Source organism: Moorena sp. SIO3A2, from assembly GCF_010672265.1.
Lineage (GTDB): Bacteria > Cyanobacteriota > Cyanobacteriia > Cyanobacteriales > Coleofasciculaceae > Moorena > Moorena producens.
Genome location: NZ_JAAHHC010000001.1, coordinates 713,750 through 735,999 on the forward strand (window position 1 = coordinate 713,750; position 22,250 = coordinate 735,999).

A 22,250-nucleotide genomic window follows, 5' to 3' on the forward strand; every position below is an offset into this window, starting at 1 on the left:
CCGCTGTAATATAATTACTAATTATTCATTAGTAATTGTTCATCCACTTCATCATCTGACAATTCATTAACCTCATTTAAAATCTGCTCTAGGTCATCCAGTTCTGATACTTCAAATTGCTTCTCAATCACTTTCTCTCCCAGTTCGAGAATAGTTGGATATTCAAACAAGCAACTCACAGGTAACTCAATAGAATAGGCTTCTCGAACTCTTGAAATTACTTGAGTTGCTAACAGAGAATGTCCTCCCAATTCAAAAAAGTTATCGTTGATACTAACCTGTTCTATCTTTAAAACTTCACGCCAAATGGTTGCCAATTCAGTTTGAGTAGCGGTGCGGGGCGCGACAAAATTTCCTCCAAGATATCTCTGGGATAAGTCGGGGGTGGGTAAAGCGCGACGATCGATTTTACCATTAGGAGTAAGGGGTAATTTTTCTAAAAATACAAACCCTGAAGGAATTTTGTATAGAGGGAGTTGCTGTTTACAGAAGTTGCGGACTTGAGTCCGATCGAGTTCCGATTTTTGAGTAACAAGATAAGCCACAAGGCTGTGATTACCAGGAGGCTTTTCATAAGCCATTATCACTGCCTCTTTTACCTCTGGATGTTGAGTTAAAACTGCTTTAATCTCTCCAGGTTCAATGCGAAAGCCACGAATTTTAAGCTGGTGATCAACTCGCCCTAAAAACTCGATCGTTCCATCTGGCAAATAATAACCTAAATCTCCTGTTTTGTACAAACGTCCTTCTATTTCTGGACTAAAAGGATTAGAAATAAATTTCTCTTGAGTTAACTCAGGACGGTTTAAATAGCCTTGGGCTAACCCCACCCCACCAATGTAAATCTCTCCTGCTACACCAATAGGAACCGGTTCCAAATGAGAATCAAGGATGTAAGTCGTTACATTGGGAATGGGACGACCAATAGAAGGTTTCTCTTCATCTCCACTCACCACGGCAACGGTGGCGCAAACGGTTCCTTCAGTAGGGCCATAAGCATTCAAAAAACGACGACCTTTACCCCACTCTTTGACCAGTTGACTTGTACAAGCCTCTCCAGCCACAATCAGAGTTTTCAAAGCTGATAAATCATCGGGTGGTAAAACAGCTAACGCTGACGGTGGTAGGGTAACATGGGTAATCTTGTGCCGATTCAAGGTTTGCACTAGGTCTGCCCCTGGCAACAAAGACGTTGAATGCTCTAAAACGAGAGTTGCCCCAGCCACCAAGGTCACGAAAATTTCTGAGACGGAAGCATCAAAACTCAAGGAAGCAAATTGCAGGACTCGACTGTGAGGCTGTATCTCGAAGAGGTGTTTCTGTCCATGGGCTAAGTTACATAATCCTTGGTGTGTAACTAAGACTCCTTTGGGTTTTCCTGTGGAACCGGATGTATAAATGACATAAGCTAAATGATTAGCATCAATGCTGGAAGTCAGGTTGTCTTGACCATGGGTGCGAATTAAGTCTCGCTCTGTATCCAAACAGATAATCTGTGCTTTGTGGTCTGGCAAATTCTTGACTAAAGTCTGTTGAGTCAGTAACACACAGAAGTCAGAATCATTAAATAGATAATCTAAGTGTTCCTTTGGATAGGTTGGGTCTAGAGGGACATAAGCACCCCCAGCTTTGAGAATTCCCAAAATCCCAATGATCGCTTCCACTGATTTATCAACACAAATTCCTACTAACTCCCCTGGTTTTACTCCCAAAGATTGCAAGTAGTGCGCTAGTTGATTGGCCTCATGATTCAATTCAAAATAAGTTAATTGTTGCCCTTCATACACCACTGCAACTGCATTAGGGGCTTTATTCACCTGCTCTTCAAAGAGGTGATGAATACATCGATCCCATGGATAATCTTTTTCTGTTTTATTCCATTCAACTAATAGTTTGAGCCTTTCTTCTGCCGTCAATATGGATACTTGATCAAGTTGCCGTTGGTGGTTTTGTCCTATCTCCACCAATAAAGTATGAAAATGTTCCATAAGGCGGTTAAGGGTATTGGCACTAAAGCGATCAGTATCGTAGAGTACTTTGATTGATAACTCTACACCAGGAACTGCCACCACCGTCAGAGGATAATTGGTATGTCCAAACCCCCGAAACTCCCCAACGTCCAAACTTCCTTTCTGTTGGGACTCTTTCATGGGGTAGTTTTCAAACACCAAAATGCTTTCAAATAAAGGCGTTCCCTGGGGGACATCACTCAGGGTTTGAATGTCAGCCAGGGGATAGTAGGCATATTGCTCTTGTTCAATTTGTTGGGCTTGTAATTCCTTGAGCCATGGTAATAGCTCAGTTTCCCTGGCAACCTCAACCCTGGTTGGCAAGGTATTGATCAATACCCCCACCATGGATTCCACCTCCGGTAGAGTTGTAGACCTACCAGAAACCGTTGCACCAAAGATAATATCGGACTCTCCACTATAACGGGATAGTAAAATTGCCCAGGCTCCTTGCACCACAGTATTGAGGGTTAAATGATGCTGTCGAACTAACGATTGTAGTTGGTCGGTATTCTCTGGAGATAAGGAGAAGCGTTGTTCTTGGTGGCCTTTGGTTTGTTGTTTCCCTTGATTAACCCTGATGACTGTGGGAGATTCAAATCCTTGGAGTTTTTGCTGCCAAAAGGTCTTGGCTTGTTCTAGGTCTTGTTGTTTTAACCAACTGATATAGTCTCGGTAGGGACGTGGAGACTTTAGGTGTAAGGCTTCTCCTTTAATTGTGGCTTCATAGAAGGCAAAGGCTTCTTGAAGAACGATCGCCATCGACCAGCCATCGAAGAGGATGTGGTGGTGACTCCAAAGCAATTGATAGGTTTGATCACCCAGTTGGATCAAATTCAACCGCATGAGGGGGGCTTGTTCTAAATCAAACCCAAGGCGACGATCACTGTCTAATAAGCCTTCTAAACGATACTGTTGCTCTTGTGCTGTCAAATCTTGCCAGTGGTGGTATGTCCAAGGGAGTTCCACCTGTTTGTGTACGACTTGTAAAGGGTCATCCACTTCTTCCCAATAAAAGGAACTCCTTAACACAGGATGGCGTGCCACCACTTGCTGCCAGGCTTGTTCTAACACTGCACCTTTCAATGTTCCTTTGATTGTGCAGAGTAATTGCTCGAAATACACCTCCGACTCCGGCTCATACACCGTATGAAAGAGCATTCCCTGCTGCATGGAAGACAGTTCGTAAATCTCTTCAATGTTTTTGTTCTCCATGATGAGACTACCTCCGCTTCCGCTTATTCATTCTGGACATCAGTTTGTCAAGCTGTTTTTGATTAAGATTACTGGCTGAAAAGTCCGAAGGCGTATAGCCCCCAGTATCGGGACTTTGACAGTGTGTAATCAGGGTTTCCAAGGCTTGGATAAAGCCATGGGCTAACCCTTCAATGGTGGATTTTTTATGAATGCGATCGCTATAGGCAAAGGTCATCTCTAGCTTCCCTTCACTGACAAACCCACTCACCCCTAATAAATGACTCCGGTAGCTCCTGGGACTCTGCTCAGATTTTAATTCTTTAATCACGCCCAACCCAGTGGAGGTGGAAAGCATTCTCTCCAGCTGACCTAAGTAATTAAAGCTGACAGGGGCTGGCTTTAAGGCTGCTAATTCTTGCTTTATCCCCGAATCCTGATGCAGGTATCGCAACACCCCATAACCGATGCCTCCTTTTGGAATACGACGGAGTTGCTCTTTAATGGATTTCAAAGCTTCTCCAGGATCTTCTAAAGATTCTAGAGTTAACTGTACCGGAAACAGGGTGGTAAACCAACCCACTGTCCGAGATAAATCTACATCCTCAAATAAGTCTTCCCGTCCGTGTCCTTCAAGGTCAATTAGGAGGGAAGGCTCCCCTGTCCATCCACCGAAACTCTGCACCAAAGCAGTCAGTAGCACATCATTAATGCGGGTGTTATAGACCGATGGCACATCCTGTAACAGGGCGCGGGTTAGTTCCTCAGCCAAAGCAATGGACACCTTAGCGGTGGATGCGATCGCTTTATTCTCTTGCTCTGCTGGGTCACCCGGATAATCCACAGGTAATTCAGGCTGGTTAACCTGACCCTGAGATAACCAGTAACTGAGTTCTGTTGCCAGTTTTTGGGAAGCTGCATAATTTACCAATTGGTTTGACCAGTCTTGAAAAGCAGTGGTCTTAAGGGGTAATTGAATCTCTTCCCCCCGATCGATCTGTTGGTAAAGGGTTCCGAGATCTTCCAGTAAAATCCGCCAGGAAATCCCATCTACAGCTAAGTGATGAATCACCAATAACAAATAGTCAGAGTGGTCTTGCCCACATTGAAACCAAGTCACCCCAAGGAGTAAACCAGAAGACAGATCTAAACTGGCTTGTTGTTCGGCTTCTTTCTCCTTCAGTGCTGTAACTTGTTCTTCTGCTGTTAACTTAGATAAGTCAACAATCTCAACGGGAGTGGGTTGATCGGGTTTAGTGTTCCTTTGCTGCCAATGTTCTTTTTCTTTGACAAACTGTAAGCGTAAACTGTCATGATGGACCAGTAGATGACCAACAGCCTTTTCCAAAACCTCAGCTTTGAGGTCTAAAGTCACGTGCAAGAGGATGGACTGATTGAAGTAATGGGGATCAGGCAAATTCTCTTGGAAAAACCACTGTTGGATGGGAGTCAAAGGCACCATCCCTGTGACCACGCCTTGATTGGCTTCAACTTTACGGGTGGTTCCCACCACTTCTGCTAACTCAGCAATGGTTTGATGTTGGAATAACTGTTTAGGGGTAAACTGTAACCCTGACCGTGCAGCACGGGCAATCATCTGGATACTGACGATGGAATCTCCCCCCAGTTCAAAGAAGTTATCGTGAATCCCCACTTGTGCTATTCCCAACACTTCCGCCCAAATCTTCCTTAAGTGCCCCTCAATCCAGGTAAGAGGTTCCTCAAGGTCTCCCAGGCTCCCCAAATTCAGGCGTTCTGGTACTGGTAAAGCCCGATGGTTGACTTTCCCGCTAGGGGTTAGGGGCAAGGCATCTAAGATCACCAGGCTAGAAGGAACCATGTAAGGTGGAAGTGTCTGTTTGAGCATCTGACTCACTGCATTGATCTCAATCTGACCCTTGTCGTGGGGCACAACATAACCCACCAAACGTTTATTCCCTGGGGTTTCTTCCCGGGCAACCACCACAGATTGAAAGACTTGGGAATGTTGGTTGAGGACTGCCTCAATTTCTCCCAACTCAACTCGGAAGCCCCGAATTTTAACTTGATTATCCAGGCGACCCAGAAACTCTAGGTTTCCGTCTGCTCGGTAACGCACCTTATCCCCAGTTTTATACAGACGACTGTTTGAGTCTTGATTGAAAGGGTCTGAAATGAATTTTTCTTGAGTCAAGTCTGGACGATTGAGATACCCTCTAGCCACCCCTGCACCGCCAATGTGCAATTCTCCTGGTACACCCACAGGAACTGGCTGTAAGGATTCATCCAGCACGTAAGTCTTGGCATTGGGAATTGGTCGTCCAATGGCAATGGGTTGTCCTTGCTGTGGTTGGTTGACCAACTGACTAACGGTTGCGATCACTGTTCCTTCTGTGGGTCCATAACTGTTGACAAGGGTTACAGAATCCCCAACAAACTCTAGCCAGAGTGAGACTTTTTCCGGTAAGGCACGTTCTCCACCGATAATGACTAACCGTAATGATTCTGGCAATACCAGACGCTCCTGGGTTAGTTCGCTACATAGTAAATGCCAGTAGGCTGTGGGAAAATTCCACACTGTCAACTGTAATCTTTGGGACTGATCCACGAACTCAGGGATGGATTGAATCATCTCTTCTGTCCGTAAAATCAAGGTTGCCCCCTGAGTCAGACAAGGATAAATCTCTTCGGCTGCGGTGTCGAAGCTAATGGAGGCAAATTGGAGAATGCGATCGCTTTTGGTGATTTTGTAGGTAATCACCGCAGCTTGGGTAAAATTCACCAACGATCGATGTTCAATCATCACCCCTTTGGGTTGTCCCGTCGAGCCAGAGGTATACATCACATAAGCTAAATCTTCTGGAGTGACTGTACTTTCTGGGTTTTGTGTGCTGTATTGGCTAATAACATCCTGTTGAGTATCAAGACAAACCACTGCCATTGGATGTTCTGATTTTAGGGTTGACCACTGCTTTTTGGTCACTAAAACTGACACCTGTGCATCATTGACCATATAACTCAAGCGCTCTGATGGATAGGCTGGATCCAGGGGAACATAAGCCGCCCCTGCTTTGAGAATGCCTAACAATCCAACAATTAAGTCTAAGGAGCGATCGATACACAATCCCACCAAAGTTTCTGGTTTAACTCCCAAGGTTTGCAGGTGTCGCGCCAGTTGGTTGGCTTTAGCATTTAATTCCCCATAGGTTAAATGCTGCCCTGCAAAGCTGACAGCAACAGCTTCTGGGCTATTTTGGACTTGGGCTTCAAACAGGTGGTGAATACATCCGTTAATAGAATATTCAGCCTGGGTTTGATTCCACTCCACTAATAGCTGATGTTCTTGCTCTGGGGACAAGATTGGCACTTGAGACAGTTTCTGACTCGGATTAGCCACAATCCCTTCTAACAAGATTTGGTAATGTCCCATCATCCGTTCAATGGTTGTACCATCAAACAGGTCGCTGTTGTATTCCCAGATCATGGTAATTCCTTCTTCTCCCTCGGCTGTGGAACCTTGTCCCACTCGTTGTTCAGACCTAGGAATCGTCACCACATCAAGGTCGAATTTGGCAGACTGATTACTCAGTGCCTCATACAAACTCATCTCCAGCCCTGGCAGTTTCAAGTCTGATAAGGGAGAGTCATGGAAGCTAAACATGACCTGGAATAAGGGATTATGACTCAGATCTCGCACTGGATTGAGAGCGTCTACCACCTTGTCGAAGGGCAGGTCTTCATTAGCGTAACCTTCTAGGGTCACTTGACGAACCCGATGGAGTAACGTTCTGAAACTGGGGTCTCCTGATAAATCAGTGCGCAATACCAAATTATTGACAATCATGCCAATTAACCCTTCCGTGCCAGGGATGCGTCGATTGGCCACTGCCGTACCCACGTTGAGGTCGTCCCTTCCGGTGTAGCGGTGCAATAGGGTCAGGAAGGCTGCAAACATGGTCATAAATAAGGTCGAACCTTCTTGACGACCCAGACATCTGAGGTCTTGACACAGGTGCAAAGGTAAATCAGTTCTAATGGACGTTCCTTGATAAGTCTGCTCTGCTGGTCTAGGTCGATCGTAGGGTAATTCCAGAAGGGGGGCACTCCCTGATAAAGTTTGTTGCCAATAAGCCAGTTGTCGTTGGGCAGCTTCTCCTTTGACCCACTCCCTCTGCCAGTGGGCAAAGTCCACAAATTGGAGGGTGGGTTCGGGAAGGGGGGATAGATCACCGGTGGAGAAGGCTTTGTATAGTTCCACCAATTCACGAAGGAAGATATTAAACGACCAACCATCATGAACCATGTGATGTTCCACGTGAAGCAGAATATGGTCTTGAGGACTCAACCTTAAGAGGGTCCACCGGACGAGGGGCAGTTGAGTGAGGTCGAAGGGTTTTTGAAGTTCGACATCCAGATGTCCTTGGATTTCTGAGTCTTGATCGCTTTCTGGCAATGCCTGGAGGTCAACGACTGGTAATTGGATGGAGGGAGCAGGGTGAATAACTTGAAAAGGTCGCCCCTCCACAGCAGGCAGAGTGGTGCGGAAGATTTCATGGCGTCTGACTATCTCCGTGAGGGTCTTTTCTAAAACACTCACATCAAGTTGGCCTTTAAATCTTAGGGTTGACTGAAATTGGTAAGCTCGATTGGGTGCTAATTGTTCGATGAAGTAAACCCGTTCTTGGGCAAAAGAGACGGGCAAATTGCCTTCCCTTACCATCGGTTGAATGGCAAGCAGTTGGGACTCTTCTTGTGAGGTCTGTGCTTGTTGAATGAGTTGGCTCAATTGAGCGATTGTGTTTGCTTCAAAAAGGTTATGAAGCAGTAACTTCACCTGGAAAATATCCCAGATTCGGGTGATAATCTGGGTGGCGATTAGAGAATGTCCTCCTAAATCAAATAAGTTGTCATGGATCCCGATCTCCTCAAACCCTAATATCTCAGACCAAATGGAAACTAATTTTTCTTCCACGCCGTTACGAGGGGCAACCCAAGGGACATCCAAATCTGGGCGAGTTTTTGGAGGGGCAGGAAGCACTTTGCGATCGACTTTCCCGTTAGGAGTTAGGGGTAATTTCTCCAATACTACGAAGGCTGAGGGGAGCATGTAGTCTGGTAATTTTTCCTTTATCCATTCCCGAATTTCACTGAGGACGGGTCGTTGATCACTGGGAACAAGATAGGCGACTAAACGCTGATCCCCAGGGAGCTCTTCACGAACGACTAGGACGGCTTCTCCTATAGTGGGATGTTGGGTCAGAAGTGCTTCAATTTCCCCCAATTCAATCCGAAACCCACGAATTTTGACCTGATTATCAATTCGCCCCAAAAATTCGATGTTGCCATCGGGCAAGTAACGAACCAAATCTCCAGTTTTGTATAAGCGTTGTTGTTCAGGTTTCTGAGGAGCTTCTTCCAGTGCTGTGGTGAAAGGATTAGGAATAAACTTAGCTTCCGTTAACGCCTGACGATTAAGATATCCTCTGGCTAGACCCTCTCCTCCTAGGTATAGTTCTCCAGGAACTCCTACAGGAACTAACTGACGAGCCTGATCTAGCACGTAAAACTGTGTGTTGGAGAGAGGTCTTCCAATGGGAATATTGGTGGCTCCTTCTGGGACTTCTTTGACAAGATACCAGGAAGAGAAAGTCGTATTTTCTGTCGGCCCGTAAACGTGGAGTAAACGTTGGGGAGGATTGTTTCTGAGGACTTCTTTAACTGACTGAGGATCCACAGCTTCTCCACCAAATAAAAGAGTCTCCAGATTCTGGAAGACCTGGGGAACTGTTCTAGCTACTTGATTGAATAAGGCGGTAGTTAAGAATAATACGCTAATGTTTTGTGTCTGGATTTGTGCTGCTAGGTCTTGGGGTGAAAGAAGAATATCCTTTGGAAGTCCCACCAGTTGAGCCCCTTGAAGGAGAGCTCCCCAAATTTCAAAAGTGGCTGCATCAAAGGAAATATTAGAGGCTTGGGCAACTCGGTCCCTTGGGCTTAACTGAATATAGTTTGTGTTAATCACGAGGCGATTAACTGCCCGGTGAGGCACGGCAACCCCTTTTGGTTGACCTGTGGATCCAGATGTATAAATGACGTAAGCCAGATTCTCTGAGGTGGTGGTGTTGGAGAGATTCTCCTGACTGTGCAGGTTAATGGCATCTCTTTGAGCCTCTAAACAAACCACTCTTACTTCTTGCTGCTGAGTTTGCCCGAGTCTTTCAATTAATTGCTGTTGAGTCAATAGGACTTTGATCTGAGCATCTTTAATCATGTAGCTCAGACGCTCTGTTGGATAGGTGGGATCTAGAGGAACATAAGCTCCCCCTGCTTTAAGAATGGCCAAAAGTCCCATGACTATTTCAGGCGATCGTCCCACACAAATCCCCACCAACACTTCTGGACCAACCCCCAGAGATTTCAAGTGGTGGGCTAATTGGTTAGCTTGGGCATTTAATTCTCGATAGGTTAACTGCTGATGTTCAAAGCTGAGTGCGATCGCATCAGGAGATTTCGCAACTTGCTCTTCAAACAATTGATGAATACACCGAGCCTTTGGATAATCTGTCTGGGTATCATTCCATTCAACCAGTAACTTATGCTGCGCATCGGTTGTTATAATCGGCAGATTTTGTCCTTTACTATAGTTTTTTTCAGACATAACTTTTAAATCCAGGGTAAACGCATCTAACTTAAGTAAGTTTTACCAAAAAAACATTAGCTATATTTTTTAATTTTAGCTAGTCATCATCAAGCTATTGCAGCTGACTAAAAATTTTCCTAGCCTCCTCCATTAGTTACCGAAATAAATTTTAACTCGTCAATGTAGACGGCTAGTCTGGACTATTATGCTTATTTCCTTCGACAAAAATTGACTGATAATTCTCTAGTTAGTTACTGGTAGATTATAAAATTATGGCTCTTCCGTACTTGTTATGCTAAATTAACACTTTGCCAAAGGGAGCAGGGAGCAGGGAGCAGGGAGCAGGAGGAAGAGGCAATATTCAGAAAAATTTATTGTTAAATAGCCTCATAACCATTACACAGTAAGCTTTTCGGGGGTTTTTAACTAGAAATTTAGCATAGTAGGTACTGAAGAACCAAAATTATTAACTTATAGTTATTGTCCATAGCGGCACGAAGCGCGTTTCATTGTCTTGATATAGTTGTTTATGGTTAAGGTTGCTGCGTGGGTCACATGCAAGCACCGCTGTTTGCCCCGTGAGAACCCCCATCAGCAACTGGCGCTGTTGCCATGGACGGGCTGGGTGTCGAAACAAGTTCCGCACAAAGACCCAAAACCATAAGCGACTTCATCAAGACGCCGTTTGTCATTTGTCAGACAACTTAAGACGTTCGTGACAGCTCCTACACCGACCTTTCAGGTTCGGTGTAGGCTTCCCAGCCAATCCGGGCATCCCTTAGGAGGCGCTGGGCTTTAAGAACGGACTGCCCTGCCGCTCTATTTCTTATATTTATTGCCGCATTATGATCCCGGTCAAGACTGCATCCGCAATGAGGGCAATCATGCCAGCGAACATGCAGTTTTTTAGGAACTTTTTTTCCACAATTGGAGCAATTCTGCGAAGTATTTTTGGGACTTACTGCAACTGCCAACAAGCCAGCATTTAAGGCTTTGCTTGAAAGAATTGTCAGAAAGCGTGACCACCCGGCATCTAACACAGATTTAGCCAATCGGGATTTAGCTAATCCCTTAACATTTAGCTTTTCATGGGCTACTACATCATATTTGGACAACAAGTAATTTGCTGTCTTGAAATGAAAGTCTTTTCGCTGATCAGCTACTTTTTTGTGCTGCCTACCAAGTTGCTTAATAGCCTTGAGTCTATTGTTACTACCCTTCTTCCGTCGAGATATCCGCTTCTGGATAACCTTTAATCTTTTTTGACACTTTCGGTAATACTGGGGAATGCCAATAGTTTCCCCTTCAGAAGTAGTCAAGAATTCTTTTAGGCCAACATCAATGCCAACTATTAAATCAGGGTTAATATCAGGTTTCACTTCGGGAACGGTCTTGTCTTCTAGAGACAAGACCAAGTAATAGCCATCACACTTTTTAGTGATTGAAGCTGTCTTAATCTTGAATCCATTAGGAATAGAACGATGCAATACAATCTTGATTTGTCCTAATTTTGGCAGGTTAATCAAGTTACCCTCCAAGCATCCTTCTTTCATTTGGGGGTAAGTGAACGTACGGTACCGGTGACGCTTCTTGAATCTGGGTCTTCCACTACGTTTTCCGTTACTATCTCCTTTAATAAACCTGTCAAAAGCCAATTTCACCCTTTTAACCACATCCTGAAGCACCTGAGAATGCATGTTTTTATACCAAGGATGAGTCTTTTTGAGGTTTGGCAAGCTTTTCTTCTGACTGTAATAATCTGGATTTTCTCTTAATTCTGGAAGGTAACAAACAAGGGGGCAGGCATTAATAGAACAGCGATTTTGCTCATACCAATTAAATCTATCAGCCAAAAGGTAATTGTACTGACAACAAAGCATAGATAACCAATTGTCTATTGTGGCTTTTTGCTCTTTGGTTGGTTTTAATCGGTATTGATATGCTATCCTCATCACTTGCCTCCTATTTATCGACCTACTATAATGATAACAAACGTATATACATATAACAAGTCAAAATTACAAATAAAAAGTTGATTATCAGGCTTACCGATTTTGAAAAAAGACAGTTACTACAGGAAGCAGAACTCAGAGGAATGACTCAATCGGAATTGATCACAAGCTTAATAGCTAGTTTCCCCATTCCGTGCATACCCTGTGCAAAATTCATCCCACACCTATGCTGCGCATTAGGATGTGGGGCTTCTTTTGCCGGACAGCTAAAAATTAGTCATGAAATCACTATCTCATATTTGGTGCTCAACTTAACCGGCGTTTAGTGCAGGGTAAACGAAAGCATCTAATTTTCTGAACACTTGATATATATAGTGTTTGCTAAATCCACAAAACACTATATGTGACAAATCCATTCTCAACAAGCACAACTTGGCGGCACTATAAGCCAGGGTTTATTGACAATATGAATTCGCTGCGGGATTTATTATATCACAGGGTGCATCTCATCTTTGTAAAAAACAAGGGAAGTGCCGGAAGTGTCGGAAGCGTGGGGATTTTAGGGAGGGTGGGTAGTGTAGGCAGTTTGGGAATTTTATTAGAATTTTTGTTTAATTGCAAAAGTGAGATGCACCATTATCACAAAATAGAAAATTTGTCAATAAAATTTAGAGGCGTTTGCCCTGTTAAGGTGCGGAATTCCGTCCCCCTCACGCTCCCCCTATTTGTTAATATCTAAGTTTAGAATAGTAAATAGATAAAATAGTCAAGGGAATACATCTACCTTAAGGTCTCATGGTTATCAAGCCTATGGTGCTGCTATTAAAGGATAGTTCTAATAATAATTAGATATTGGCATCATAAACTCCTGGCAAGAATCTTAGGGCAAAAACACTCAGATGAGCTGTGGGAATATTAGCTAAGCTAGATTAAGAAATCGTGGCAATTAAAGGTAAGGAGGAAATTTTTTCGTGGGAGGTTCACTCGTGGAAGACCGTGACTATACGTTAATCATCGACAAAAGCGGCAGTATGTCTAGCCCAGACTACCAAGATAGGAGCAAAAGTCGATGGCAGATTGCCCAAGAGTCTACCTTAGCAGTGGCCAGAAAATGTGAACAGCTCGATCCAGATGGGATTACGGTTTACCTGTTTTCTAGTCGCTTTAGACGGTACGATAATGTTACCTCAGATAAAGTAGAACAAATTTTCCAAGAAAATGATCCCATGGGTCGCACCGATCTCGCTGGTGTGCTAAAGGATGCCACCGATGACTACTTTAAGCGCAAAGCGGCTGGGCAAACTAAACCGAATGGGGAAACCTTCTTGGTGATAACCGATGGTGAGCCAGATGACCGCAAAGCTGTAATGCGAGTGATCATTGAAGCATCTCGGCAAATAGACAAGGATGAAGAACTAGGCATTTCACTGATCCAAGTGGGTAATGATGCCATGGCAACTCGGTTTCTTAAAGCACTTGATGATGACCTTCAAGGGGCTGGGGCTCAATTTGACATCGTGGATACAGTCACTCTAGAAGACATGGAGAATATGACCTTAGCCGAGGTCCTGCTGAACGCGATTATTGATTAACCAAATAAGCGCCAAGATTCCCAATGCTTAAACTCCATCCCACGACTAACTATCACGTGGGATGGCTTGTAATCAAAAGAATTTTGAATTAATTGACACCATTATTTTATTGAGATCAGCTGTAAAAAATCAACCGCTACATTTAGTGTAAGAAGAAAACCAACTACCCTAAATCTGCATTTTTTGAAAAAAATTGAGGGAGTTTCCCCCCCGGAAAGGTTTGTAAGCGCCTCAAAAAAAACCTTTTTCATTACTCGAATTGTAAAATTAGTCTCCCCATTTTCGGCTTAAAGATTTAGCATATAAGAGTGACTGAACTTTACTATCCCTTACATTCCTTAAGGGAGGGTCATTGGTTCAAGCTCATTTGCGGAGCCAGTTTTCAACACCTCCCTGCTGTTAGAAGCCTAACCTTGGCTTACACCCTCGCCGGTGCCGATTGTATTGATGTGGCAGCTGACCCGGCGGTCATTTCGGCGGCGAAAGATGCCTTACAAGTCGCCAGCACCATGGGAAAAGAAGCCAAACAGCGAGGGTTTGGCTTCCTTGGCAGACCATGGCTGATGGTGAGCTTGAATGATGGGGAAGACCCCCATTTCCGGAAAGCCGAATTTGACTCGGATTTGTGTCCAGGGGACTGCCCTCGTCCCTGTGAAAAGATTTGCCCAGCACAAGCAATTACTTTCCAGAATGGCAGTGAAGCTTACTCTGGTGTGCTCGACCAACGCTGTTATGGCTGTGGTCGTTGTCTGCCAGTTTGCCCCCATCAGCTGATCACTACTCGGTCATACGTATCAGCTCCTTTTGCGATCGCACCCCTGATTCTAAGCAATGGCGTTGATGCTATAGAAATTCACACCAAAGTCGGGAATTTACCAGATTTTAAAAGACTCTGGCATGCGATCGCACCCTGGTGCGCTCAACTCAAACTCCTAGCCATTAGCTGCCCAGATGGTAAAGATTTGATTGACTACCTAAAAGAAATCTACCAACTAATCCAGCCTTTACCCTGTCCTCTAATCTGGCAAACCGATGGACGTCCTATGAGTGGGGATATAGGCATGGGCACAACTCATGCTGCTATCAAACTCGCTGAGAAAGTCATCGCTGCTGGATTACCAGGATACGTACAGTTAGCTGGTGGTACCAATAACCACACCGTCAGCAAACTAAGAGCAGCTAAGCTGTTGAACCGCCAAGTTGGTAGGTTGCCCGTTGAAGGTTCTAAAGAATTGTTGAAAGTTGGCAGGTTGCCGGTTGAACGTTCTTACAACAACCTTGGCCTTTCGGCCACGCTACGCGAACAACCAAATAACCTACCCTACTCGAACCCCAAGGGCGAACAACCAAATAACCTATCCTACATTGCCGGTGTGGCTTACGGTAGCTACGCCCGAGTTCTACTCTCACCGATTGTAGAAAAATTAGAACAAGACTATGACAAAGACGTTGATCACCACCAGGGATTCGTTCCTAATCCCTCCTCTAGAAACCTTGAGGATGTACCAGATCTGCTCTGGCAGGCTGTGGCAACTGCCCATGCCCTGGTTGCTCAACTCAAATCAGTCAAAAAAATCCCCAAGAGTATCTAATTTTCTTGACTTTAATCGAGAAAGAATGTTCGATTAAATTGGGATAAAAATCGTCAAGTATTAGGAGTTAAATTAGACATGAATTAAATCCAAGATCTGACCAATAACCGCAATTTAAATAGGGCAAAACGTAACAGCAGAAATCGCTTTATTTGAGCAAAACAAATGGTGAATTTTCCACTAAGCAAGTTTTCAGATCAACAAGTGTCATTCAATCAAGAATCACCAGTGGTTTATGAAAATAACTTGGTTGAGGCGATGACCGTAAGGGCTCAATCCTCAGAGGTAAGTGACAATCTTCAACTAGATTGTGGCACTCTACCTACCAAGGAACACCAAGACACAGTGGACAAAACTCAGAGGATTTCAAACTGTCAACAAATTACAGATGACCTGCCAAAATTACTAGACATTTTGCCAGCCGAAATTCGCTCATTATTGGAGCAACATGCTGAAAGGGACAGTTTGATCGAAGTGATTATGGATCTCGGTCGCTTCCCAGAAGTGCGCTTTCGTGATCGGGCAGAGTACCTTTCTGATCAACCAGTTACTATCGAACAAATCAATCACTGTGTTGAGCGAGTGGGATCCTTTAGCGGTGATAACCGAGCCGGAATTGAGGGCACCTTGCACCGCATTAGTGCGATTCGGAACCGTCCAGGGGAAATTATTGGCTTAACCTGTCGTGTTGGTCGAGCGGTCTTTGGTACCATCGGCATGATTCGTGACTTGGTGGAAACTGGTAAGTCAATTTTGATGCTCGGGCGTCCTGGTGTAGGCAAAACCACTGCTTTACGGGAAATTGCCCGAGTTCTGGCAGACGAATTAGACAAACGGGTCGTGATTATCGACACCTCTAATGAAATTGCTGGAGATGGCGATATTCCCCACCCAGCTATTGGTCGAGCCCGACGGATGCAGGTGGCTAGCCCAGAACATCAGCATCAGGTGATGATTGAGGCGGTGGAAAACCATATGCCAGAGGTGATCGTTATCGATGAAATTGGCACAGAACTAGAAGCTCAGGCCGCTCGTACCATTGCGGAACGGGGGGTGATGCTGGTGGGAACTGCTCACGGCAATCGGATTGAAAACTTGATTAAAAATCCCACCCTTTCCGATTTAGTAGGCGGTATCCAGGCTGTCACCCTAGGCGATGACGAAGCCAGACGGCGAGGCTCTCAGAAAACCGTTTTGGAGCGCAAAGCCCCCCCAACCTTTGAAATCGCTGTAGAAATGCTAGAGCGTAAGCGTTGGGTAGTACATGAAAGTGTTGCGGACACGGTTGATAATTTGCTCAGGGGACGTCAACCAAATCCCCCAGTCAGGACAGAAGATGAAAATGGGAAGGTCACCATTACCCGAGAATTACCTAGCGCTCCAGTTGCCACTCCCCTAAATGGTCGGAGCAGGGGTCACCTTACCCTAACGACTCCTAGCCAACCAAAAGGTTGGCGTTCATCTGGACAGATGAAGCCCCTATCCCTTCAAGAACCAGAGCCAGCTCGAGAAAATAGCATGTTTGAACAGCTGCTGGCTGAATCTTGGTCACAGCAAGAGCTCTTGGGTCAAGGGATGCAGATGTTAGGACCAAATGGTGAGGATTTGCCACTACAGGTCTATCCTTACGGCATTAGTCGTCATCAAATCGAGCAAGTGATCCAAATCCTAAATTTGCCTGTGGTCTTGACAAAAAACATGGATACTGCTGATGTGGTTTTAGGATTGCGATCGCATGTCAAAAGCCACTCCAAGCTCAAGTCCATTGCTAAATCTCGTCAGATCCCGATTCACGCCATCAAAGCTAGCTCCATACCCCAGATTACTCGGGCATTAAGGCGTCTGTTGCACATGGATGACCCCACAATTCCCGATGCTGCTGATTTGGAGTTATTTGCCCAAAACGGTAGCGAGGATGAAATCGAGGCTCTAGAAGAAGCCCGTTTAGCAGTTGAGCAAATTGTGATTCCCAAAGGCCAACCCGTAGAATTGTTGCCGCGATCGCCTAAAGTGCGGAAGATGCAACACGAGTTAGTTGAACACTATCGCCTCAAGTCTTCTAGCTTTGGCGATGAACCCAATCGACGTTTACGGATTTATCCGGCCTGAATCTAAGTTAAAGAGGAAGAGGGGGGACAAAGACAAGATAGCTCATGCCATTAATATCTCTTTGTCTTCCTTCCGGCCGGTAACCATCAACCCATCACCCCATCACCCTTTAAGCCAAAGGAAAAATAACAAAAAAAATACTTGACATATTCCCAGTCAAATCTGTTATCATCTTAGAAGTGGAATCAATGGGGTGTAGCCAAGCGGTAAGGCAGCGGGTTTTGGTCCCGCCATTCCTAGGTTCGAATCCTAGCACCCCAGTTATATTAGTCAGTGGCAAACTAGCCTGATAGTGCAGCAAAAAAAGAAGCTTCTAAAGTCAAAAGAAGCTTCTTTTAGGTTTTTAAGGGGCGTTAAAACTAGCGGCGGCGTCTGAAGGAACGACTACCACCACGACTACTACCAAAGCCAGAACGCGTCCGCTTCGTGCTGCCAAAACCACTGCTTCTGGGTTTGGCTTTCTTAGTACTCGATGGACTAGAGGTGCGTAACTGACTTGAGCCGAAACCCTTTCCTGTGGAGCGATTAGCGTTGGGTGAGGCTTTACGAGTAGTTGCTTGATTAGCTGCAGGAGATTTTCTTAAGCTACCAGTCGTGCGGAAAGAGCGAGTATTTTTAACCACAGGTGGCGGTGCTTTGTACCTTGTTTCATATCGCTTCACTGCTTGACTATAGCTGTTACCATACCCACCATAACCAGTTAAAACTCCTCCCGGTTGATAAACTGGTGGAACATAGTATTGAGGTCGAAATAGCATACTACCGATAGCTTGACCAGCCAAAGCACCAGCAAACGGAGCCCAGAAACTGGATTGCTGACGCACGATTACTGTTTCTTGTTGACCACTTTGAGGATTAGGTCTAGTCTCAGTGACATTGTGGACATATTCAATCCGGAAGTCTTCAGTCAGGTACATCACCGGCTGATTGTCATCAATACTCAGATACGTATTTTCCCCAGCAGCAACCTGCTCATCAGTCAGACGTGCCATCTGCAAATCCCTGCTCCGAAACACTGGTGGACTACCCGCAGGAGTATTGAGCACCATTAGGGTATATACCCCATTAACATCATCGTAGGTTGCCTGTTGTACGGGATATTTCCCATCACTCAACCGAGTCGGAGTAAAGGAAGTATTGCCACCCCGATTCAGCGACACTTGGCTTGAGTTAGGAGAACCACACCCTACTGTAGTCCAACATAGGGTTAGAGATAGAACAAAAATCGCAATTGTACGTAACATATAGTTAAAAAAGTTTTCTTAAATCACTATTGTTCTGTTAAATCATTATTGTCTAATCGCGCTTTGCTATGGGCTAGCGTTCTTTGCAAGACGAAAACTTGGGGATGATGTTTCGTTCGTCTTGGCCATCACCCCATCACCCCATCACCTGATTTACTGATAGTGACAACTATAACACTATCTATATTTATTTAATTTACTTATGATTACAGGGGAACCAGTTCCGGGAAATTGAGTAAAATTTGCTCATCAGTCAGTTCATCACCCAACTGTGCTGGAGAGAAGTGAACCTGAATAGCTTGCAAACTTTCCTGATAGTGGAGATTAATCAATGCCTTTAGACCTGCTTCGAGGTACTCAACACTAGCTAGGTTAGTTTCTAGTTCAGGAACTTCCCCTTCGTAAGCTACTGTGATCATAACAATTACGTTTTGGGTCACAGGTAGGGATAAAGGTTCGTTTTCACCTAAGGGTGTAGTGAAATCTGGTTCAGACAGATAGCGCCCAGCTGAGTCAGTAAACAGTTCATTAACGTAGTCCCCAGCTTCTCCTTCTTTCCAGAAGACATCCCCTTCATTCGCTGCGGATTGCCAGTAGATCTGCAGCTGTAGGAGGTTTTGACAAATTGCTACCAGTTCTTCCCCTAATACCTTCAAATCCCCATCTGATTCAACGGCTTCCCGTGCCGCACGATTGAGTACCCCCAACAAGGGTGTTACTTCTGAACCAGCTAAGTGTACAAACAAACGAAAAACTACAAATCTAGTTTTGCCACCAAATTTATTTAAGCGATCGCGCCAAGAGCTCATCCTTCTGTCGGCTGACTTACGCCGTTAATTAATCTCAATTACCCTATCTATCCTACTCTAGCGCATTGCTCACTACCCATACTGGATCTCCGCAAACTGGGGTTGCTCAGGCAGAGGAAGGGGGTTAGGTAGGCAAAACCAAGTCAACTGTGTAATTCCTATAACAAAAGAAAACAGGAGCGATCGCGTCTGCACCAGTCAACCACAACTGACTGAGCCATCACTCCTGATTACACCCCGTTTTTTTTTCTGTAGCGCTTTATACCACTTATCTCAAAAAACTACAACAGGTTTTCTATGTATCTAACTGGGTTGAGTTGAAGGGGATCTCACCACCTAGAAAGATTCTGAGGGTTGAGTGTTAACCCTCAACCATTAACCGTTAACCGTCAACAATAAATCAGTTGCTTAGGGCAGTGCAAGTTAACTGATGAGGGGGTTTGGGGGAGCGATAAGTCCCGCACTGGTCGAATAGAGACAACTGAATCCAAGTTGCGGTGGTTTTAGTGGGTTGATCGAAGCCAATGACCATTGGATACCTTGATTGTGACATCGGTTCCCCTAGCATATTATGAGTTCGTTTTTCTTGCGCTTACCCTGGATGGCATACCAGTAAGGGGGTAGAATTACCAGAGGGATTGCATTTAATATTTTTACCTTCTCACTCACCGGAATTGCAACCAGCAGAAAGATTATGGACTCTGGTTGATGAGCCAATTGCCAATCGCTCATTTGATACTCGCGCAGCAGCTAGAAGTTGTTCTCTTTCAAAATCTGATCAGCAATGCCATTAAATTTCAAGCACCAGGGAAATCCCCCCAAGTCAAGGTTTCAGTAAAGCCCGTAGACTATCCTGGCACTGGTATTGGTCTAGCCACCTGCAAGAAGATTGTGGAAAATCACGGGGGACAGATTGGGGTAGAGTCTGAGCCTGGAGTGGGAAGTACGTTTTACCGAAAAAATTGGGTAATCGCGCCCCGTCCTTATAGGACGGCTTTCTTTTTCAGCTAAAACTTGACAGTTTTCACAGAGCGTGTTATAATAAAAACCCTTACAATAAACTAAAAAGCTAGATAAATACTATCTAATCATAAGTAGACAACGTAAAAAATATGTATGAGATACGTATTGCGTAATTTGGTCTAACGACTACAACGTCTATGAAAAACTTAGATAAAAAAGTATAAAGGTGCGCTTGACCTTGGCGAATTTAATTCGCCACGGGTCGCACCTCTGTCTATTCATATAAAAAAGGTACGGTGGGGCACACCGAAACCTAGATCTATGATCTAAACGCTTGGGGAGATTTGTCCTCTACTTTTTCTGACTCCGGTTTGAAAGAGCCACGACGAGTCGTAGAGCCAAGAATCCCCGCTCATAAGCGGGCGGGGAGTGTCAATTTACGCTTCCTGCACAACACTGAACACTAAGCACTGAACACTAAGCTTTGCAATAATATTATTCTTCCAACGCGAGTAACAACGGGATTAACATAGCAAGAACACAACTTGGTATAAGCAACCCCCCGAAATTATCGGTATTTAATCGAATATGATACTATAGGAAAAACTTTTTCCTGATCGGTGTAATAGCTTGTAGGAAACGGTATCGCCTTGAAATTTTAAAGCTCTCTAATCCCCTTTCTATAAAAGAAATTAGAGAGCTGATTATGGCGTCATGGCTAATCCTTAATTGGACGACCATTACCCATTACCAAAAGCGAATAAAAATTTTTAGTGGCAGACATCCGGGAGAATTTGTTTCAGTTTTATACCATAGTATTCATACATGGTATTCATAGCTTGGGAGTTCGCAAACCGGAGCAGTTAAACCTCAAAAACCTTAGATAAAAACTAATGGAATCAGGTATTACAATTTTCAGTTTTGGATTGTTTATAGTAATTTTTTTGTGGATTGGGGCTCTAGCTGCTAAATCTTCCGATAATACAGAATCCGACTACTTACTTGGCTCACGCTCTTTTGGGAAAGTCTTTGTGGGTCTGAGTGCTGGAGCAACGGGAAACAGTGGATGGATTATGAGTCGGTATTGTGTTGGCTGGTGTCTTTTCTGTCATTGCCTCTACAGCGGATTCCCAACTTCTGGTTTGTTCCAGTGCGATCGCTAGAGATATTTCTCCGGGGTTGGATCGGAGGATGTCCCGGAAATATGGCGTGAAATACGAGCAATTCATGACCTTAGTGGTGGGACTACTCGCTGTAATTGCGGCGATTTCTATTTCCTCCACAGTGTTTTCATTGGTTCTTTTTGCTAGTGGAGCTGTGGCCAGTTCCCTCGGTCCAGCAATGCTGATGATATTATTGAAAAGGCGAACTCATTATTTAGCATTGAACTCTGTCAGGAGCCTGGGAGTAGCAAACCCCACGGATAAATCCGGGGGCTTGTGAATCATTACCTGACCAGCCCAAGTCCCATCAGGGACTACGTTATCAGCAAGAGTTAAAGTTCCTACCTTGAAATGCGACGCTAGTTTCAAGCTCTAGAACCGGATTGTTAAACATCTTTATCAGGTTAAGGAAGTGCAACGCGCGAAAGTACCGACTGATAACATTGGCGCAGCGAACTTTACCCTAGCAATAGGAGAATACTCACATTATGCGAGTTTTTGTACTTGATAAAAACAAAAAACCATTAGACCCATGCCAGCCTGCTAGAGCTAGAATCTTGCTCAAACAAGGAAGGGCTAAGGTCTTTAGGAGATACCCGTTCACAATCATCATATGCGATTTGGAGGAATTGGAATGTGTGACACATAATCATCAGATCAAACTTGACCCTGGTTCTCAAACAACAGGTTTAGCAATTGTTCAAGAAAAGGTGGTTGTTTGGGGTGCGGAACTAACCCACAGAGGTCTTCAAATTCGAGATGGTTTAACCTCACGTAGAAAGTTGAGAAGTTCTCGTAGAAACCGCAAAACTCGTTATCGACAGCCACGGTTTCTTAACCGTAAACGTCCTGATGGGTGGTTAGCTCCCAGTCTAATAGACCTCTCCAAAAACTTGAAACTTTCTCAGGCACTGCTTTTCAGCGATCAAATTGACCAAGTCAATTTTACGTTGAATTAACGCTATAATAAGCTTAAGAAGCTATTGATGTTAATTTAGCACTAA

General features: G+C 44.5%; 11 protein-coding genes, 1 tRNA gene and 2 pseudogenes. 9 read left to right on the plus strand and 5 right to left on the minus strand.

Features of this window, described 5'->3' with window-relative positions; translation table 11 throughout:
- Positions 1-17: 17 nt before the first annotated feature.
- The 3 genes from F6K64_RS03105 to F6K64_RS03115 form a co-directional block, all read right to left on the minus strand.
- The gene (locus tag F6K64_RS03105; RefSeq protein WP_008190728.1) at positions 18-3,224 is read right to left on the minus strand and encodes a non-ribosomal peptide synthetase; all 3,207 of its coding nucleotides are present in this window, start codon (positions 3,222-3,224) and stop codon (positions 18-20) included.
- Positions 3,225-3,231: 7 nt separating this feature from the next.
- Complete coding sequence (locus F6K64_RS03110) at positions 3,232-9,840, minus strand: non-ribosomal peptide synthetase (protein WP_008190729.1); 6,609 nt, start codon at positions 9,838-9,840, stop codon at positions 3,232-3,234.
- A 707-nt stretch (positions 9,841-10,547) separates the two neighbouring features.
- Positions 10,548-11,774 (minus strand): RNA-guided endonuclease InsQ/TnpB family protein, encoded by a 1,227-nt coding sequence (locus F6K64_RS03115; protein ID WP_008190732.1) that lies wholly within the window; start codon positions 11,772-11,774, stop codon positions 10,548-10,550.
- A gap of 971 nt (positions 11,775-12,745) precedes the next feature.
- Between F6K64_RS03115 and F6K64_RS03120 the strand changes: the two genes are divergently transcribed.
- The 4 genes from F6K64_RS03120 to F6K64_RS03135 all read left to right on the plus strand — a co-directional run bounded on the left by F6K64_RS03120 (position 12,746) and on the right by F6K64_RS03135 (position 17,328).
- On the plus strand, positions 12,746-13,366 hold the full coding sequence (locus tag F6K64_RS03120; protein ID WP_071986975.1) for a vWA domain-containing protein: 621 nt from the start codon (positions 12,746-12,748) through the stop codon (positions 13,364-13,366).
- Between the two features lie 308 nt (positions 13,367-13,674).
- Positions 13,675-14,958: a circadian clock protein LdpA gene (gene ldpA, locus F6K64_RS03125; protein ID WP_008190735.1), complete on the plus strand. Its 1,284-nt coding sequence runs from the start codon at positions 13,675-13,677 to the stop codon at positions 14,956-14,958.
- Between the two features lie 165 nt (positions 14,959-15,123).
- Positions 15,124-17,067: a R3H domain-containing nucleic acid-binding protein gene (locus F6K64_RS03130; RefSeq protein ID WP_008190737.1), complete on the plus strand. Its 1,944-nt coding sequence runs from the start codon at positions 15,124-15,126 to the stop codon at positions 17,065-17,067.
- A 189-nt stretch (positions 17,068-17,256) separates the two neighbouring features.
- Positions 17,257-17,328 (plus strand) — tRNA-Gln (locus tag F6K64_RS03135).
- 98 nt (positions 17,329-17,426) lie between these two features.
- Here the strand turns inward: F6K64_RS03135 and F6K64_RS03140 are convergent.
- Together F6K64_RS03140 and F6K64_RS03145 are read right to left on the minus strand one after the other, a co-directional pair.
- Positions 17,427-18,311, minus strand: coding sequence for a hypothetical protein (locus F6K64_RS03140; RefSeq protein ID WP_287248018.1), 885 nt, complete (start codon positions 18,309-18,311; stop codon positions 17,427-17,429).
- 206 nt (positions 18,312-18,517) lie between these two features.
- Entirely contained in the window at positions 18,518-19,120 is a 603-nt protein-coding gene (locus F6K64_RS03145; RefSeq protein WP_008190740.1) for a DUF1517 domain-containing protein, read from the minus strand.
- A gap of 599 nt (positions 19,121-19,719) precedes the next feature.
- Between F6K64_RS03145 and F6K64_RS03150 the strand changes: the two are divergent.
- From F6K64_RS03150 to iscB, 5 genes and pseudogenes are all read left to right on the plus strand, one after another.
- Positions 19,720-19,914 (plus strand): annotated as a pseudogene (locus tag F6K64_RS03150) (transposase); the annotation flags it as partial.
- The gene (locus F6K64_RS03155; protein WP_044495539.1) at positions 19,829-20,131 is read left to right on the plus strand and encodes an ATP-binding protein; all 303 of its coding nucleotides are present in this window, start codon (positions 19,829-19,831) and stop codon (positions 20,129-20,131) included. The pseudogene F6K64_RS03150 and the gene F6K64_RS03155, both read left to right, overlap by 86 nt.
- Positions 20,132-20,976: 845 nt before the next feature.
- The gene (locus tag F6K64_RS03160) at positions 20,977-21,246 is read left to right on the plus strand and encodes a hypothetical protein (protein ID WP_044495541.1); all 270 of its coding nucleotides are present in this window, start codon (positions 20,977-20,979) and stop codon (positions 21,244-21,246) included.
- On the plus strand, positions 21,170-21,526 hold the full coding sequence (locus F6K64_RS38055; RefSeq protein ID WP_008190749.1) for a sodium:solute symporter family transporter: 357 nt from the start codon (positions 21,170-21,172) through the stop codon (positions 21,524-21,526). Before F6K64_RS03160 ends, F6K64_RS38055 begins: the two co-directional genes overlap by 77 nt.
- A gap of 208 nt (positions 21,527-21,734) precedes the next feature.
- Positions 21,735-22,121, plus strand: a pseudogene (gene iscB, locus F6K64_RS03165) (RNA-guided endonuclease IscB); the annotation flags it as partial.
- Positions 22,122-22,250 lie beyond the last annotated feature (129 nt).